15 protein-coding genes and 2 tRNA genes are annotated in these 15,505 nt (G+C 55.4%); 12 read left to right on the forward strand and 5 right to left on the reverse strand.

Annotated elements, in window-relative coordinates:
• Positions 1 to 83 precede the first annotated feature (83 nt).
• From AC1EKG_RS03955 to AC1EKG_RS03985, 7 genes are all read left to right on the forward strand, one after another.
• Entirely contained in the window at positions 84 to 881 is a 798-nt protein-coding gene (locus AC1EKG_RS03955) for an electron transfer flavoprotein subunit beta/FixA family protein (RefSeq protein WP_004806158.1), read from the forward strand.
• Positions 881 to 1,861, forward strand: a complete 981-nt coding sequence (locus tag AC1EKG_RS03960; RefSeq protein WP_004806160.1) for an electron transfer flavoprotein subunit alpha/FixB family protein — start codon at positions 881 to 883, stop codon at positions 1,859 to 1,861. Before AC1EKG_RS03955 ends, AC1EKG_RS03960 begins: the two co-directional genes overlap by 1 nt.
• On the forward strand, positions 1,858 to 3,000 hold the full coding sequence (locus AC1EKG_RS03965) for a cysteine desulfurase family protein (RefSeq protein WP_004806161.1): 1,143 nt from the start codon (positions 1,858 to 1,860) through the stop codon (positions 2,998 to 3,000). Before AC1EKG_RS03960 ends, AC1EKG_RS03965 begins: the two co-directional genes overlap by 4 nt.
• Positions 2,997 to 4,088, forward strand: coding sequence for a tRNA 2-thiouridine(34) synthase MnmA (mnmA, locus tag AC1EKG_RS03970; RefSeq protein WP_004806162.1), 1,092 nt, complete (start codon positions 2,997 to 2,999; stop codon positions 4,086 to 4,088). The genes AC1EKG_RS03965 and mnmA overlap by 4 nt, the downstream gene beginning before the upstream one ends.
• A 70-nt stretch (positions 4,089 to 4,158) precedes the next feature.
• Positions 4,159 to 4,243: transfer RNA gene (locus tag AC1EKG_RS03975), tRNA-Leu, on the forward strand.
• Positions 4,244 to 4,394: 151 nt separating this feature from the next.
• Positions 4,395 to 4,964, forward strand: a complete 570-nt coding sequence (locus tag AC1EKG_RS03980) for a flavin reductase family protein (RefSeq protein WP_004806165.1) — start codon at positions 4,395 to 4,397, stop codon at positions 4,962 to 4,964.
• Positions 4,965 to 4,983: 19 nt separating this feature from the next.
• Positions 4,984 to 5,454 (forward strand): peroxiredoxin, encoded by a 471-nt coding sequence (locus AC1EKG_RS03985; RefSeq protein WP_004806166.1) that lies wholly within the window; start codon positions 4,984 to 4,986, stop codon positions 5,452 to 5,454.
• On the opposite strand, the gene AC1EKG_RS03990 is transcribed toward AC1EKG_RS03985, so the two are convergent.
• Both AC1EKG_RS03990 and AC1EKG_RS03995 read right to left on the reverse strand, forming a co-directional pair.
• Entirely contained in the window at positions 5,451 to 5,915 is a 465-nt protein-coding gene (locus AC1EKG_RS03990; protein WP_004806167.1) for a helix-turn-helix domain-containing protein, read from the reverse strand. The genes AC1EKG_RS03985 and AC1EKG_RS03990 overlap by 4 nt on opposite strands.
• 53 nt (positions 5,916 to 5,968) lie before the next feature.
• Positions 5,969 to 6,041: transfer RNA gene (locus AC1EKG_RS03995), tRNA-Lys, on the reverse strand.
• Positions 6,042 to 6,191: 150 nt separating this feature from the next.
• On the opposite strand from AC1EKG_RS03995, the gene AC1EKG_RS04000 reads away from it, so the two are divergent.
• Positions 6,192 to 6,791, forward strand: a complete 600-nt coding sequence (locus tag AC1EKG_RS04000) for a vitamin K epoxide reductase family protein (RefSeq protein ID WP_048707000.1) — start codon at positions 6,192 to 6,194, stop codon at positions 6,789 to 6,791.
• Complete coding sequence (locus AC1EKG_RS04005; RefSeq protein ID WP_101485663.1) at positions 6,792 to 7,451, forward strand: metal-dependent transcriptional regulator; 660 nt, start codon at positions 6,792 to 6,794, stop codon at positions 7,449 to 7,451.
• Here AC1EKG_RS04005 and AC1EKG_RS04010 read toward each other — a convergent pair.
• A complete protein-coding gene (locus AC1EKG_RS04010) occupies positions 7,444 to 7,881 on the reverse strand; it encodes an HIT family protein (RefSeq protein ID WP_004806171.1) in 438 nt (145 codons plus the stop codon). The genes AC1EKG_RS04005 and AC1EKG_RS04010 overlap by 8 nt on opposite strands.
• A 125-nt stretch (positions 7,882 to 8,006) precedes the next feature.
• Between AC1EKG_RS04010 and AC1EKG_RS04015 the strand changes: the two genes are divergently transcribed.
• Positions 8,007 to 10,898 carry a leucine--tRNA ligase gene (locus AC1EKG_RS04015; RefSeq protein ID WP_004806173.1) on the forward strand — a complete coding sequence of 964 codons (2,892 nt, stop codon included), beginning with the start codon at positions 8,007 to 8,009 and terminating at the stop codon, positions 10,896 to 10,898.
• Between the two features lie 78 nt (positions 10,899 to 10,976).
• On the opposite strand, the gene AC1EKG_RS04020 is transcribed toward AC1EKG_RS04015, so the two are convergent.
• The gene (locus tag AC1EKG_RS04020; protein ID WP_048707004.1) at positions 10,977 to 11,765 is read right to left on the reverse strand and encodes an RDD family protein; all 789 of its coding nucleotides are present in this window, start codon (positions 11,763 to 11,765) and stop codon (positions 10,977 to 10,979) included.
• 34 nt (positions 11,766 to 11,799) lie between these two features.
• On the opposite strand from AC1EKG_RS04020, the gene AC1EKG_RS04025 reads away from it, so the two are divergent.
• Complete coding sequence (locus tag AC1EKG_RS04025) at positions 11,800 to 12,795, forward strand: stage II sporulation protein M (protein WP_004806176.1); 996 nt, start codon at positions 11,800 to 11,802, stop codon at positions 12,793 to 12,795.
• A 122-nt stretch (positions 12,796 to 12,917) separates the two neighbouring features.
• Entirely contained in the window at positions 12,918 to 14,219 is a 1,302-nt protein-coding gene (locus AC1EKG_RS04030) for a L,D-transpeptidase (RefSeq protein WP_160309222.1), read from the forward strand.
• 8 nt (positions 14,220 to 14,227) lie between these two features.
• Here AC1EKG_RS04030 and AC1EKG_RS04035 read toward each other — a convergent pair whose 3' ends face one another.
• Positions 14,228 to 15,394: a DUF58 domain-containing protein gene (locus AC1EKG_RS04035; RefSeq protein WP_196793452.1), complete on the reverse strand. Its 1,167-nt coding sequence runs from the start codon at positions 15,392 to 15,394 to the stop codon at positions 14,228 to 14,230.
• Positions 15,395 to 15,505 lie beyond the last annotated feature (111 nt).

Genomic DNA, 15,505 nt, shown 5'->3' on the forward strand with positions numbered 1-15,505 from the left:
TTGGCACTTATTTACATTTTCGTTATTGGCGGATAACTTAAGTCATATCGTCATTGCAGGCATGTTTGTGGCACGCTGGAGTCATGAAGATTGTCGTATGCGTAAAACACGTGCCTGATGTGGAATCAGATCGCAGGTTGGAAGATGGCGTCCTCGTCCGTGGCGAAGACGACGTGCTGAACGAATTAGACGAAAATGCTGTCGAAGCAGCAGTGTCTACTGTTGAAGAATTTGGTGGGGAAGTCGTAGCTCTCACCATGGGCCCCGAAGACGCTGAGGATGCAATTAGCCGGGCCTTGCAGCTGGGGGCTGATTCGGGTGTTCGAATTACGGATGATGAATTGGCGGGTTCGGATGCGCTGGCAACTGCTGAGGTGCTAGCTAAGGCAATTCAGAAGATAGGTCAAGACGGCAAGGTCGACCTGATCATTACGGGTATGGCATCTTTGGACGGTATGACTTCGATGCTGCCGGGATCGCTGGCAACTCAGTTGGGGCTGCCATCTTTGACGCTTGCCCAGGAACTGCAAGTAACAGAGAAGACCGTGCGAATTCGCAAGGTGGCAGACGGCTTTGTCGACGAACTCGAAGCTGATCTTCCGGCAGTCGTTTCTGTGACTGACCAGGTAAATGAGCCGCGATTCCCGAATTTTGCGGATATGGCTGCGGCGCGAAAGAAGCCGGTAACGGTGTGGCAGGTTTCCGACCTGGGCTTGCAAGGCGATGACCGTACCGGTATTGAGGGCGCCGGTACCAATGTGCTACGCGCCCGCCAGGCTCCCGCCAAGACTGCCGGGAAGGTAGTTGCCGACGCCGGTGAGGGCGGCCACCAGCTCGCGCAGTTTTTGATTAACGCCGGCTTTTCTGGGGAGGAAAAATAATGAAGCAGTTTACTGACCCTGTAATCGTCGTGGTCGACCACGTCGGGGATGCCACTCATGGCTACACCTTGACCCCTCCTTCTGAACAGCTGCTCAGCGCAGCCCGGAAGCTGACTTCTGGCAAGGTGTATGCGGTAGCGCTAAATCCCACCCCGCAAATGGACCGTCTTGCCGCATTCGGCGCGGATAGTGTATTTGTTCCTGACCTGCAGGGGCGCAGCCCGCGCGTAGCTGGAGTGGTAGCTGACGCCGCTGCAGCATGCATCAAGCATCTTCCGGAGGCCGCAGCTTTGTTTACGGTGTCGAACTACCGAGGTCGTGAAGTTGCTTCTCACATGGCCACTTTGATGGATGCGGGAGCATCTGTAGACGTCACCCGACTCAGTGTGCGCGACGGTAAGTTAGTTGCGGGCAAATCGGTGCTGGCGGGTTCCTGGGAAACCATTTTCGCGGTGCGCCGTGGTACTCCCGTGATCGCGGTTCGCCCTTCCGCTTTCGAGGCGGTACAGGTGGATTCTCCTGCAGACGTTGAACGAATCGACCTGACAGTAGAATTTCGAGATTCTTCCTCGGCAGTTCGCGTGGTCAGCTCCGAAGCTCGCGAGGGCGACGGGCCGTCTTTGACAGAAGCAGCAGTAGTCGTATGTGGCGGTCGCGGCACAAATGGGGATTTCTCGCTCGTCAACCAGATGGCAAGTACCCTTGGCGGCGCAGTTGGAGCAACCCGCGTGGCAGCCGACGAAGGATGGGTAGATCGTGCTATCCAGATCGGACAGACAGGCGAGACCGTGGCACCATCCCTATACATAGGCCTAGGCGTCTCCGGCGCTGTCCATCACACCTGCGGCATTCAAGGAGCCGGCATGGTTGTCGCCGTTTGTGACGACCCTGACGCCCCCATCTTTGAACTGTGCGATTTTGGCGTCGTAGGGGACATCAACCAGGTGATCCCTCAGGCATTGGAGGACCTTCGCAAATGAGTCCGGTCTACCTGGACTATGCAGCCACCGCTCCGATGCGCCCATCGGTACGGGAAGCAATGATGAAGGTACTGAGCGGTCCCATGGTGGCCAACCCCAACGCGCTCCATATTGCCGGCCGCTCCGCTAAAGAAATGCTCGAGGCTGCCCGCGAACGGGTAGCCCGAGCACTGGGCGCAGCCCCCGCAGAAGTCATCTTCACAGGTGGAGGAACGGAAGCTGACGCGCTCGCGGTCCGCGGCCTGGTCGGCTCTGGTCCCTTGGCAATTAGCGCGGTCGAGCACGAGGCGGTGGCAAAGAACGCTGCCGACATAGCACAGCGCGAAGGAATTGGCTTACTTCACCTGCCTGTGGGGTCCGACGGAGTGCTAGACCTCGAAGCGAGCCGAGAGGTAATTGAGAGGGAACGCCCCTCACTGATTTCGGTGATGGCTGTAAACAACGAAAACGGGGCAATCCAGCCAATCGCGAAACTGGTTGAAATCGCCAATTCGTTGCCGCGCCCCGCCCTCGTGCATACTGACGCTATCCAAGCAGTAGGCAGAATCGATTTTGATTTTGCAAAATCCGGTCTTACCGCTCTTTCGGTGGCTTCTCATAAGCTAGGGGGCCCCGCGGGTATCGGGGCGCTACTCTTACGCAAAGGCCAGTCCTTGCGCACAGATCGCAAAGGCGGGGGGCAGGAACGCGACCTTCGCTCCGGCACGCAAAATGTGCTGGGGGCGGTTGGCTTTGCCGAAGCCATTACTACCACGTTGGCGTGCCAGCACGAAGAAGAACTGCGAGCCAGGAAGTTTCGTGAACAGATTCTGCAAGCAGCTGCCCAAATTGATGGCGTAGAGGTTACTGCAGAGGGCGTTTCCGAAATAATCAACTTCACATGTGAGGGATGCACCTCAGAGGGCTTGCTCTTCGGGTTTGACCAGAGCAAAATATGCGTCAGCGCTGGTTCTGCATGCAAAGCTGGGGTAGCCAGGCCATCGTCGGTGCTCCTAGCCATGGGCAGAACCGAAGCTCAAGCGGCGTCCTCTCTGAGGGTGTCAATGGGCTGGCATACCACTGAAGAGGACATAGAAGCGTTTTGTGCTTGCCTACCGCAGGCGGTGCAGATAGCGCGCAGACTGGAAGGGCGTAAATGAAGGTACTCGCTGCACTATCGGGCGGAGTCGATTCGGCGGTTGCATGTGCGCGCGCCGTAGAGGCCGGGCACGAAGTAACTGCGGTACACATGGCGCTCTCCGGTTCCAGTCAGGCTACTCGGTGTGGTTCGCGTGGCTGTTGCACTATCGAAGATGCGGATGATGCCCGCAGGGCTGCCGCCAAGTTGGGCATTCCTTTTTACATTTGGGATTTGGCAGAAGATTTCGAGGATACAGTAGTTTCCGACTTTGTCGCGGAGTATCAGGCCGGCCGAACTCCGAACCCGTGCGTGCGATGCAACGAATTCGTGAAGTTTCGCGAGCTGCTAGAGAGGGGGATCGCCCTCGGCTTTGATGCTGTCTGTACAGGCCATTATGCCCGACTAGTTCAGGGCGAAAACGGCCCTGAACTACATCGGGCTATTTGCGAGGAGAAGGACCAGTCTTACGTGCTCGCGGTAATGGGCAGGGAGGCGCTCTCGCACGTACTTTTCCCGCTGGGAGAGGTTCCGTCTAAGGCACTGGTTCGTGCCGAAGCGGAAGAGCGCGGACTGATCATGGCTAACAAGCCGGACTCATACGACATCTGCTTCATCCCCGACGGAAACACGCGAAACTTTCTTGCTTCTAAACTTGGCGAGAAAGAGGGCCAGATCGTGGACGTCGATGGCAACGTGCTAGGCAGCCACAAGGGATATTTTGGGTACACGGTCGGGCAGCGGAAAGGGCTAGGACTTACTGTTCCCGCTCCGGATGGCCGCCCTCGATATGTGCTGGAGACGCGCCCACAGTCCAATCAGGTAGTGGTGGGAGCTGCTGAACTCTTGTCGGTTGATCGGATTGAGTGCGCGGACATGGTTCCAATGGCGTCCGATATTTACGGAGAGGGCGCGCGAATCCAATTCCGAGCACATGGGCGGCAGATAGAAGCGACGATCGTGCGTACTGAGGCAGGATTCGTAGCGGAGCTACTAAAGCCTGTGCGAGCAGTTGCACCAGGACAGTCGTTGGTGGTGTACCGCGGCTCGCAGGTGGTGGCTGAGGCGACCATCATGAAGGCTTCCAGGGTGGCACAGCAGGTCGCCTGAAGAATGTGGCGATAACCATTATTTTGGCTTTGGAGATAGGCCACTGGCGCTGGTATGGTTATTGAGTCTCGCGCGCGTGGCGGAATTGGCAGACGCGCTGGATTTAGGTTCCAGTGTCTTACGACGTGGGGGTTCAAGTCCCCCCGCGCGCACCACAAAATAGTTCTCACCAGTACTGACAACTGGTTATAAATGTGAATCGCTGGCCGGCAGCAAACGCTGCGGCCAGTTTTTTATATACCTTCTTCGTGCTTTTCTGTTTTGCGCTAGCGCTAACTAGACTAAAAGGCAGTAGAAAGGCGCTCGATGAACCTAACAACGTTTGTGGCAGATATGTCCGATCCCAAAGATTTTTATCGGCTTTCCATGTCCCTGGTGGTACCCAGGCCAATCGCCTGGATTTCTACCTATAATTCCAAGGGAGAAGCCAACGTCGCGCCGTACGCGTTATTTACTGCTGCTAGTACGGAACCGCTGATTGTGCAATTCTCTTCTAGAAAGCCCAAGGACAGCTACCATAATGCCTGTGAACGCGGTGCTTTCGTTGTGAATTTTGCCGGGGTAGGCGACAAAGAACTGGTTGCGGCTAGCTCGAGGGAATTTAGGCGCGACGTTTCGGAGGCAACCGAATTGGGCCTAGAAGTTATCCCTGCCCAGGACGTGGATGCACCTATGCTGGCAGGCACTAAAGCTGCTTTTGAATGCAGACTAGTGGACACCCATCAGGTTGGTGGGGCGATACTAACTTTCGGGCAGGTGACCCGCATACATGTGGCGAAAGATGTGCTTGGGGCAGATGGCTTGGCAGATGTCACTCGTCTTGCCCCACTTTCGAAATTGGGTAGCTCCCTGTGGGGAAGTACTCTTACTCTGTAACAGCGTTGGAAGGAGCAGCATGCGACTGGAAATAGGACAGAAAGCCCCCGACTTCTCTATCCCGTTATGCGGAGGAGGCCAGTTTGTTCTGGCAGATGAACTGAAGAAGACCGAAAGCGGGGCAATCGTATATTTTTACCCGCGAGCTTCGACCCCCGGTTGTACCACTGAAGCCTGCGACTTTCGTGACTCCTTAGCCTCTCTGCAAGGCGCTGGGTACGCGGTGGTCGGAATTAGTCCCGACAAGATGGGAGCGCTAGAGAAGTTTGCGCAAAAGTATTCTTTGTCTTTCCCGCTTGCATCTGATGAAGATAAGGAAGTCATGAAGGCGTACGGAGCCTTCGGCGAGAAGAAGAACTACGGCAAGGTGGTTCAGGGAGTGATCCGTTCTACCATCGTGGTGGGCAAGGACGGACTGGTAAAAGTTGCCATGTATAACGTGCGCGCCAAAGGCCACGTTAGCCGGCTTCGGAAGGAACTCGCCCTCTAAGGCATCACTTCAGGCTCGCCGTGGCTGCTAGCCTTGCGAGCCTGAGCCATCAACTTGTGAGTATCGCCGCTGAATATAGCCTGCTTCGGAGGAGTCTCGCCGGATGCCCACCAGCAGGCCGCTTCCACTGGACCCATCTTTTGCCGCAGTAGCGCGTGGATTTTACCTATGTTTTTGTCGAGGGCGCGATCTGGACGCATCTGCCAAGTCGGGTAATACCAGGTGCGTCCCAGTTGCACTGCTACAAGCCGGTTTTCCGTTGCCGCTTTATGTATTCCCTGTCTAGAAATACCTAGCCACGCAACTAGTTCGGGAGTTGTGCAACACGGCCCAACTAGCTCTGTCAGGCGTAGGGGAGTGTTTACTAGGGACCGGACTAGTCGCAATACCTCCTGGGCAAGTTCGTCCTCGCGCGGACTCTTAGAAAGGAGGGCGGCTATCTTGTCTTTTGAAGAGGGCACAGGCGAAATCCAGTCTAGATAAAAAAATATCCCAGCCCGCGGCTGGGAGAGAGTGCGCCATGAGGGAATCGAACCCCCAACCCGCTGATTAAGAGTCAGCTGCTCTGCCAATTGAGCTAATGGCGCAGGCGTTTGTTTCTCAAAACGTCCGAGAACTACTGTAGCGCTACGTCTGTTCAGATATCAAATTGGCTCCCTGTGACATGCATCGCGTTGCCCTGAAGCTGTAGCGCAATGGGATGTCAATCCCGGTTAAACTAGCTTCAGATTGGAAGAGTGTTTGGAGAGATTTTGAACGAGCATAGCGGGGTAGGCCGCACTTGGGCGGAATGTTTTCTGCTGCTTTCGGTAGTCGGGATGGCGGCCTCCATTGCCCTGGTAAAGGCAGAGCTTTCGCATCTAAAGAATCCAGATGCAGCTTTGGCTTGCGACATCAACCCACTGGTGGGGTGTGGCAAGTCCCTGATGTCGCCGGCAGCGCACTTGCTTGGGGTGCCCAACGCCCTAGTCGGAACTGCGATCTTTGCGTTTGCAGTCGCGGTAGCACTTCTACTTGCCATGGACGTTGCCTTGCCGAAGGTAGCTTGGTTCTTGGGTGCCGCTGGTGGAATTGTGGGATTGGGGGCTGTGGCGTTCTTCCTCTACCAGTCCATTGTCGTTTTTGGGGCACTGTGCCCCTACTGCCTTGTGGTGTGGGTGGTCGCCATTGCTATGGCGTGGATGCTAATTGGTAAGGCTGCGCGCCTTTGCAATCCAGACGGGGCGGTGGGTTCTTTCCTGTCCGCTTACCCGTGGGCTCCAACTGTGCTTACCTATCTCGTTGGCGCGGTTGTGGTCGTCTTGGCAATGGCGGACCAGATTGCGTTGGTGTTGTAAATGGATCTTTCTGCGATGGCCGAGGACTATTTGAAATACATCTACTCGGCAACAGAATTTGAAGATGCCCATGTAGGAACCAACTCTCTAGCTGCCGCAATGGCCGTGGCGCCCTCTACGGCCTCGGAAAATATTCGTCGTCTGGTGGACGCCGGACTGGTCGAACACGAACGTTACCGCGGCATAGGGTTAACGAAACAGGGGTACGAACTGGCGGTGCAGCTCGTGCGCAAGCACCGGCTACTGGAGACCTTCTTGGTGGACATTCTTGGTTACACCTGGGAGGAAGTAGACGAGGAAGCCGAGATTTTGGAGCACGCTGTCACGGAGCGCCTCTTAGGGCGCATTGACAAGGTCCTGGGCCACCCTAGACGCGATCCACACGGTGACCCGATTCCCGCAGCTGACGGCAGTGTCGAGGACGCCCAATGGGTTCGCCTGAGCGCGGTCGACAAGGGAGCGCTGGCACGCATAGAACGCGTCTCCGACGAAGATCCGCTAATCCTGAAGGAAGTAATTGCACAGGAGCTGTTACCCGGTGCGGAAGTCTTTGTAGCTGAACACAAGACGTACGCCGGAGTTATGCAAGTGGTGGTAAATGGAAAAGAAAAGACGATCGGCGACCCGGTGGCCGCCGCCATCTTTTGTGCCATTACTTGAGCGAGTGAAGATCCTTTGGCACGAGCTTCTCAAAACCTGCATCCACAAGTGCGCGGCGGAGTTTGGTGGCCGCCTCGTCCAGTTCGGCAGGGGAAGCCTGTGCTGCATTAGCAAGGTTGAGTTCGCCCTCACCATGAACCGGGATGACGTGCAGGTGCAGGTGTGGAACGTCGAAACCGGCAATGACTAAACCAGCGCGCTCGCAGTCGAAAGCCTTTAGCTGGGCCGCGCCGATCCGCTTAGCAACCACGGCAAGGTGGCTGAAAAGCTTTTCGTCAGCCTCCCAGAAGCTCTCCACTTCCTGGCGGGGAACAACTAAAGTGTGACCGGCATTTACCGGCTCGATAGTCATAAACGCAACCGCCACGTCGTCCGCATAGACGAAAGTGCCGGGAATTTGCCCATCGATGATTTGGGTGAAAACGGACATTTATCCTCCTTGTTATACCGCTTCAATCTTATGAATTTGGAAGTCGGATTGTGAGCTAGTTTCAATGGTTGGGGCTAAATGACCTAGGATTGAGGCGATAACGCCGCAAGGAGGAGACAAGATTCATGGCTGAAGAGACTGCTCACCGGTATACCGCCGCTCTGGCAGGCCAGATTGAAAGAAAATGGCAGGACAAATGGGAAACTGAACAGACCTTTGCTGCCGATAACCCGGTAGGAGACCTTGCAGGCCCTCTGGCCGAGGCCGATCCTTTCTTCCTCCTAGACATGTTCCCTTACCCTTCAGGGAAAGGGCTGCACGTGGGGCACCCGCTTGGCTATATCGCGACTGACGTGGTTGCCAGGTATCAGCGAATGCTCGGCAAGAACGTGCTGTACACCATGGGCTACGATGCTTTCGGCCTGCCTGCTGAGCAGTACGCGATTCAGACCGGGCAGCATCCTCGGGTAACTACCGAACAGAACATTGCAAACATGAATAGGCAGCTGCGGCAGATCGGCCTCTCTCATGACAAGCGTCGTTCTTTCGCCACTACTGACAACGAATACGTCAAGTGGACTCAGTGGATCTTCTTGAAAATTTTTAGTTCCTGGTACGACCCGGATGCGCAAAACCGTGAAGGCGGCAAGGGCTGTGCGCGGCCTATCGAGACTCTGATTGCCCAGTTCGAGGACGGAACTCGGCAGACACCAGATGGTCGCGAGTGGGCAGAACTGTCTAAGAAGGAACAGGCCGATATCGTAGATAGCTACCGGCTCGCCTACGTGTCCTATGCGCCGGTCAACTGGTGTCCTGGCCTTGGCACTGTGCTCGCAAACGAGGAAGTTACTTCCGAGGGCCGCTCCGAACGTGGCAATTACCCGGTCTACAAGTCGAAGCTGCGCCAGTGGATGATGCGGATTACGGAATATGGCCACCGGCTTACCAAGGACCTGGAAACTATTGATTGGCCCGACAAGGTGCGGGCAATGCAAGAGAACTGGATTGGTGAATCGCATGGGGCGAACGTAACGTTCGATTTGGCTGATTCTGCCGGATCTGATGTTTCTTCCCTAGAGGTGTACACGACCAGGCCGGACACTCTGTTTGGAGCAACCTTCATGGTTATTGCTCCTGAACATCCTCTGCTGGGCGATTCGGATCCGCAAAATGACGACCTGCATGTGCCAGCTCAGTGGCCTGAGGGTACCAGGGAGGCGTGGACCGGCGGTGCGGCGACCCCGAAGGAGGCTGTGAAGGCATACCGGCTCCAGGCCGCTGCGAAGAGTGACGAAGAACGTGGTGATGCAACCGAAAAGACTGGCGTATTCACCGGTATCTTTGCTACGAACCCGGTCAGTGGTGTCCCGGTTCCAGTGTTTGTGGCCGACTACGTGCTTTGGGGCTATGGAACGGGCGCCATTATGGCGGTGCCAGCACACGATGAGCGCGACTTCGCATTCGCTAAGAAGTTTGATCTGGATATCATCACCACCATTTCGCCGGAAGAAGGTTTTGACCCCAGTGAAGCAGCCTGGACCGGCGACGGCGTGCTCATGAATTCTGCCAACGATTCTATTGACCTGAACGGTAAGAACAAAAAAGAGGCAATCGCGGCGATGGTGCAGGGGCTGGAGCAGACCGGCCATGGTCATGCCGCCACCACCTACAGGTTGCGTGACTGGCTCTTCTCTAGGCAGCGCTACTGGGGGGAACCATTCCCGGTGGTCTATTCGAAGGATGGGCGCGTTCATGCCCTCCCCGAGGACATGCTTCCGGTGACCTTGCCGGAACTGGATGATTTCAACCCGCGAGTCTTTGATCCCAACGATTCTAAGTCGGAGCCAGAACCTCCGCTTGGACGGGCACGAGATTGGTTGAGTGTAGAACTTGACCTGGGCGAAGGTAAGCAAACCTACTATCGCGACTCAAATACGATGCCGAACTGGGCGGGTTCTTGTTGGTACGAGATCCGTTACACTGACCCGAATAATGACGGCCAGTTCGTGGATCCCATGAACGAAGCCTACTGGATGGGTCCGCGCTCAGATGGTGCCTCTGGCGGAACTGACCTGTATGTGGGCGGCGTGGAACACGCCGTGCTTCACCTGCTTTACGCTCGCTTTTGGCACAAAGTGCTCTTTGACCTTGGTTATCTGTCTAGTTCGGAGCCTTTCCACAAGCTCTTCAACCAGGGCTATGTGCAGGCATACGCGTACACTGACGGGCGCGGTCAATATGTGCCCGCAGACGAGGTCGAGGGCGACGAGGAATCTGGCTTCACCTACCAAGGAGAGCCAGTCACCCAGGAATACGGCAAAATGGGGAAGTCCCTCAAAAACATCGTTACTCCCGACCAGATGTGTGAAGAATACGGTGCCGACACGTTCCGCGTATACGAAATGTCGATGGGGCCGCTTGACATGTCCCGTCCCTGGGAGACCCGCGCCGTTGTTGGTTCCCAACGATTCTTGCAGCGACTGTGGCGAAACGTCCTCGATGAAAACACCGGAGAGGTAACTGTCACCGAGGAAGAACTTGATCGGAAGACTGCAAAGCTTCTGGCTCGCACGATTGCCGATGTGACTGTCGAATACGACAATATGCGCATCAATACGGCGATTGCCAAGATGATCGTGCTGAATAACCACCTGACCGGTTTGAAGCAGGTACCGCGAAAGGCAGTTGAGCCGCTAGTGCTCATGCTCTCGCCTGTCGCCCCGCACATCGCCGAGGAATTGTGGCAGATTTTGGGACACGAAGACTCCATCGCCCGCGTGTCCTTCCCCGTGGTAACTGATGAGTCCTTGCTGGAAGAGGACGAAGTTACCTGTATTGTGCAGATTCAAGGCAAGGTGCGCGAGAGGCTTTCAGTGTCGCCCTCAATTTCTGCTGAAGAGTTGCAGGAGGCAGCGCTTTCGACGGACGCGGTGAAGGAGGCACTAGGTGGCCGCGAGCCCATGCGTGTCATCGTCAAGGCACCGAAGCTGGTGAACGTCGTACTTCCGAAGAAATAGGCTCTAGATAATTAGTGGGGCCAGCTAGCGCTGGCCCCACTAATTATCTGTCGAAAGGTTGTCCCAACTGTAAGGGGTTTATTTAGTTCCTAGCAGGTGGGTTCGCATACGCTCTTCCGCTTGTAGGCGGGTAGATTCCCGGTTGGTGCGCTCAGCAAGAAGAGCGGCAATTATCTGTTCTGGCGGTGCCTGTGGCGGCCGTGGCAGTACCGCTACGTATACCTGCCTCATAATCTGCTCAGCGAGGGAACGTCCGCCGGCGGAGCTAAATAGGTCGCGTCTGGTTATGAATTGCCTCATGGCAATGGCGAGCCCAGGGCTGATGCCTCCAAGATCGACAGTTTTGGCCCATGCCTCAAGTTGCGGGGGCATCTGCGGAGGAGTGGGGATGCGCAGTGGCATGCGTTCGCGGATTACGTAAGTGCCTGCTGCCAAGTCACCAACTCGCCGAGAACGTTTTTCCACTAGGACTGAAACGACAGAGATAGCTTGTATGGTCCAGATTTCGATTAGCCCCATGAGCGCCCTGGTAAAGCACTGGCGCCAGACGATTGGGCCCGAATCTATCCGAACTACCCTCATTCCGCCAATCAGCTTCCCCAAAGACTTGCCTTTTGACAGGTACTCGACTGTGGCAGGAAGAATCAGGATAGAAAAAGCCATAAGAAGTATAAGTGCTGCTTTGACAAGGGCCTCGTCCAAGCTGGGGCCGTACTTTATGAAGAAGTACAGCATGAGGATAGCCAGAGAGGCGTAGAGAACCAGGTCCAAGATGCCACAGCAGATCCGGATTACGGGTGCAGCCGGAGGAATCAGCAGGGCTACGCCCTCGCCTGCAATGAGTTCGTCTGTTTCGTTAGTCGCCACGCCTTCGAGCATACAGGTTCGGTAAGCTAAAGGCATGGACATAGATGCGTATGCAAATATACACGAACCGCGGTGGCGAGAACTCGAAAAGCTTACTAAAAAGAGGAAGCTCACCGCTGCTGAAGCAGATAGGGCTATAGAGCTTTATCAGCGAACTAGCACGCATCTGTCGCAGCTGCGCACAACTGAGCCTGATCCGTCCCTAGTGGCTTCACTGTCGATGCTGCTCGCTAGGACCAGACGCAGGATGGGCTCTGCGACTCGTCCGTCCTTGAAGATGGCATCGCATTTTTTGACCTCGACTTTCCCAGCAGCACTCTACAAGTTGCGTTGGTGGTGGATGTCAACGATGGCGGCAAGCCTAGCAGTGTGCATTTTTATAGCGTGGCGCATCATTCATGATCCGTCTCTCGAGAGTTTGATTGGTACGCCGGAACGAATTCGACAACTAGTAGAGCATGACTTTGCAGATTATTACTCCGAGTATGCTGCCAGTCATTTTGCCTTCAGCGTGTGGGTCAATAATGCGTGGGTTACCGCTACCTGTATTGCTACGGGCATGCTGGGGCTCACGGTGATCTTTTTGCTCTATCAAAATGTGGCTAACTTGGGCGTTTCTGCGGCAATACTAATAAATCATGGGGCAGGAGCACAGTTCTTCGGATTGATTTTGCCGCATGGCACACTGGAGCTCACTAGCGTGTTCGTGGCGGGCGGGGCCGGTCTCTACCTTTTTTGGTCGTGGATAAGTCCGAAAGATAGAACTAGAGGCGAGGCCCTTGCTAATGCGGGACGCACAGTTGCCGGAATTGCAATTGGGTTGGTACTAGTCCTAGCCGTATGCGGCGCACTAGAGGGGTTCGTTACGCCCTCTGGACTGCCCACCGCCGTCCGCATTGGCATTGGTATCGTTGCTGAGGTGCTTTTCTTCGTGTATGTGTTTGGACTGGGAAGATATGCCTACAATCACGGTAACGATGGAGACATCACTAAGTCTTGGCAGGAAGATAAAGAAATAAGAGTTGGGTGAATATGTCGCGGAGGGCGAAGATCTTTTTACCGCTGTTGGCCTTAGCATTAGCCCTGGCAGCAGGCGGAGCATACTGGTTTTATTTTCATGACAAAGGGCTCCCTGGGCAGAGCATTTCCGGGGTGTCTATTGCGGGAAAAAATCAGTCTGAGGTAGCTGCCCTTATCCGTAAACATGCCCAAAATGCCTCCCTTGAGGTTACCGGTCAAGGCGTAAAATCTCGCTCTTTCACTGGAAAGGAATTGGGGGCTAGTGTCAGCGCAGAGGAGAGCGCGAAAAAGGTATTCGCGCACCGCTCGTTCTGGGACTACTTCCTAATACCTGTCAGCGGAAGCACCGAGGACCTAGTTGTGGATTATGCTTATCCCGCTTTGATCGAAGCCGCCGCGGGACTTACCAAAGACTACAAAGAGGCCGTCGAACCGGAACTGGTCGTTGCCGCGGGAACGCTCACGATTCAGGAGGGCAAAGAAGGGCGCGGCATTGCGCCTACAAAGCTATCCGAAGGCTTCACAAAGGTACTTCGCGAGGGCAATTCGCAGAAGATAAATCTTTCCGCTGGGGTAGTGAAACCTCTAAACACGGCTAGCGATTTACAAACCTATCTTGCGTCAGCGAAGAAGTTCGCGCAGGTAGCAATCAAAGTTGCCGCTGCCGACAAAACCTTCGAAGCGGCAGAGACTGACAAGCTTGGATGGGTTACTTCGCCCTCCAAACTGGGGAAAGCTCCAAAACGAGCCACAGCCGATGCGGCAAAGGTACAAAAATGGCTCAGAAGCAAAGAAAAGGAAGCTGCTAAGGTTCCTCAAGATGGATGCCGGAACGTTACCGAGGACGGAAAGGTCACCCAGGTCGTAAAGAAGAAGGTCGACGGAACAAAAGCAAATAATGTCCCCGCACTATCGCAGCAGATAGCTGCAGCATTGTCCACTACAAAGCCGTTCTCGGGCTCATTTGACATGGTTTCGGCGCCGGCAAAGTGGCAGGACAAGGTGATTGCTCCTGGAGCAGAGAAGCTTCCATATCAGGCCAGCAAGGGCGAAAAATGGTTCGATATCAACCTAACTGACTACACAATTGCCGCCTACCAAGGCGCAGACAAGGTGATAGGTCCCTACCTGATGGTTCCGGGCAGTCCACAGCACCCAACGCCGCAGGGAACTTATAAGGTTTACATTAAGCGGCCTATACAAACCATGGTCGGCTACAACGATGACGGCTCGCTAGCATACCGCGCCCCGAATGTGCCATGGATTTTGTACTGGCATTACTCATACGCAATCCACGGCGCATACTGGCAGCATCAGTTTGGTCCGGGCGTAGGCTTCGGAGGCTCGCATGGGTGCGTACAGCTACCGCCTGAAAAAGCAAAAGAGATGTTTGACTTTGGTGAACTTGACACCGTAGTGAGGGTCCACAAGTAACCGTACTGCTAGAGCAGCCCCCGCGATTTGAGAGCAAGATAGTGGTCAACAAGCTTCGTAGGAACTTCTTCGGGCGGGGCATCTATGACGTGGACGCCCATCTGCGCCACCGCATTTATCAGCTTTTGCCTTTGTACTTGTGTCTTCGCTGCAGCAGCGGCGCTATAAACCGAATCGGCATCGGTAGTTTGCCGTCGCATCTGCTCGACCTCGGGATCAGCTATCGAAGCAATAACAACCCGATACCGCTTAGCTAGGTGGACTAGCGTGGGCAGCAATGTTTCTGCAGCTGCAACGGGCTCTAGGGGAGTAAGCAGCACTAGCAAGGAGAGCTGCGGGGCCTGCGCAATGATCGCCGAGGCCAGCTTTGTCCAATTCGCCTCAACCAGCTTTGCCTCTAGCGGCATCATCGCGTTTGAGAAGTCTGAGAGCACACTAGTGCGGGAAGTATGCGGCACCGTAACGCGTACTAGCTGGTCTCCTGCCAACAGGCTTACGTTGTCGTCTGCGCGTCCTGCCACCGCGCCTAGCAACAAGGCAGCGTCCATCTCGGATTCCAATCTGGCCACGTCCTCGACACGGCCGGCTGACAGACGCGAGGTGTCCAGGACCAGCATTACCTTCCTGTCTCGCTCTGGGCGCCAGGTACGGACTACAGTGTCGTTATGTCTGGCTGAAGCTCGCCAGTCAATTGACCGAACGTCGTCGCCATCTACCCATTCGCGAAGGGAATCGAATTCCGTGCCTTGGCCGCGCTGCCGCGACCGTGCACGACCTTCTACAGCCTGCAATTTGGCGAGTTTTGCCGGCAAGTGTTTCCGAGAGGGAAATTCCGGAAGTACACGGAGTTCTCCGGGTAGAGTAAAGGAAACTTGCCTAGCGGCTAGGCGCATAGGACCCCATGAACGTACGGTCACATAATCCGGGTGGGCTACACCACGCTTCTTCGGACAGACGGGAGTAGTTACCTCTGCCTCTTTACCAGGAATTAGGACGAGGCGGTGGCGGTTGGCCTTGGCTTGTACGCTGGGTGGCCACGCGTCGCGCACCTCTACCTTCATCTTCCGAGATCCGGGAAGGGACAGGTAAAGCCCTACGCTACCCTCCTCGAATGCTCGAAGTGGTTCGTTTTCAGTGCGCCGTATCTGCAGTTTGCGTGGTGAAGGTGCTGCCACCAGATCTATGATGGTCAGCCCTATAACGACCGCGAGCCAGATATATACCAGCTCTAGCCTGGGAAAAAAGAACAGGGGGAGCAGGCAAAGCACTGCTAAGAATGGAACCCG

It is taken from the genome of Winkia sp. C0117E2, from assembly GCF_056590455.1.

Excerpts from the sequence above, each read along its gene's own strand:
- mnmA (WP_004806162.1), top strand. The coding sequence starts at position 2,997 with ATGAAGGTACTCGCTGCACTATCGGGCGGAGTCGATTCGGCGGTTGCA.
- AC1EKG_RS03980 (WP_004806165.1), top strand. The coding sequence starts at position 4,395 with ATGAACCTAACAACGTTTGTGGCAGATATGTCCGATCCCAAAGATTTT.
- AC1EKG_RS03960 (WP_004806160.1), top strand. The coding sequence starts at position 881 with ATGAAGCAGTTTACTGACCCTGTAATCGTCGTGGTCGACCACGTCGGG.
- AC1EKG_RS04015 (WP_004806173.1), top strand. The coding sequence starts at position 8,007 with ATGGCTGAAGAGACTGCTCACCGGTATACCGCCGCTCTGGCAGGCCAG.
- AC1EKG_RS03965 (WP_004806161.1), top strand. The coding sequence starts at position 1,858 with ATGAGTCCGGTCTACCTGGACTATGCAGCCACCGCTCCGATGCGCCCA.
- AC1EKG_RS03955 (WP_004806158.1), top strand. The coding sequence starts at position 84 with ATGAAGATTGTCGTATGCGTAAAACACGTGCCTGATGTGGAATCAGAT.
- AC1EKG_RS04025 (WP_004806176.1), top strand. The coding sequence starts at position 11,800 with ATGGACATAGATGCGTATGCAAATATACACGAACCGCGGTGGCGAGAA.
- AC1EKG_RS04010 (WP_004806171.1), bottom strand. The coding sequence starts at position 7,881 with ATGTCCGTTTTCACCCAAATCATCGATGGGCAAATTCCCGGCACTTTC.
- AC1EKG_RS04005 (WP_101485663.1), top strand. The coding sequence starts at position 6,792 with ATGGATCTTTCTGCGATGGCCGAGGACTATTTGAAATACATCTACTCG.
- AC1EKG_RS03985 (WP_004806166.1), top strand. The coding sequence starts at position 4,984 with ATGCGACTGGAAATAGGACAGAAAGCCCCCGACTTCTCTATCCCGTTA.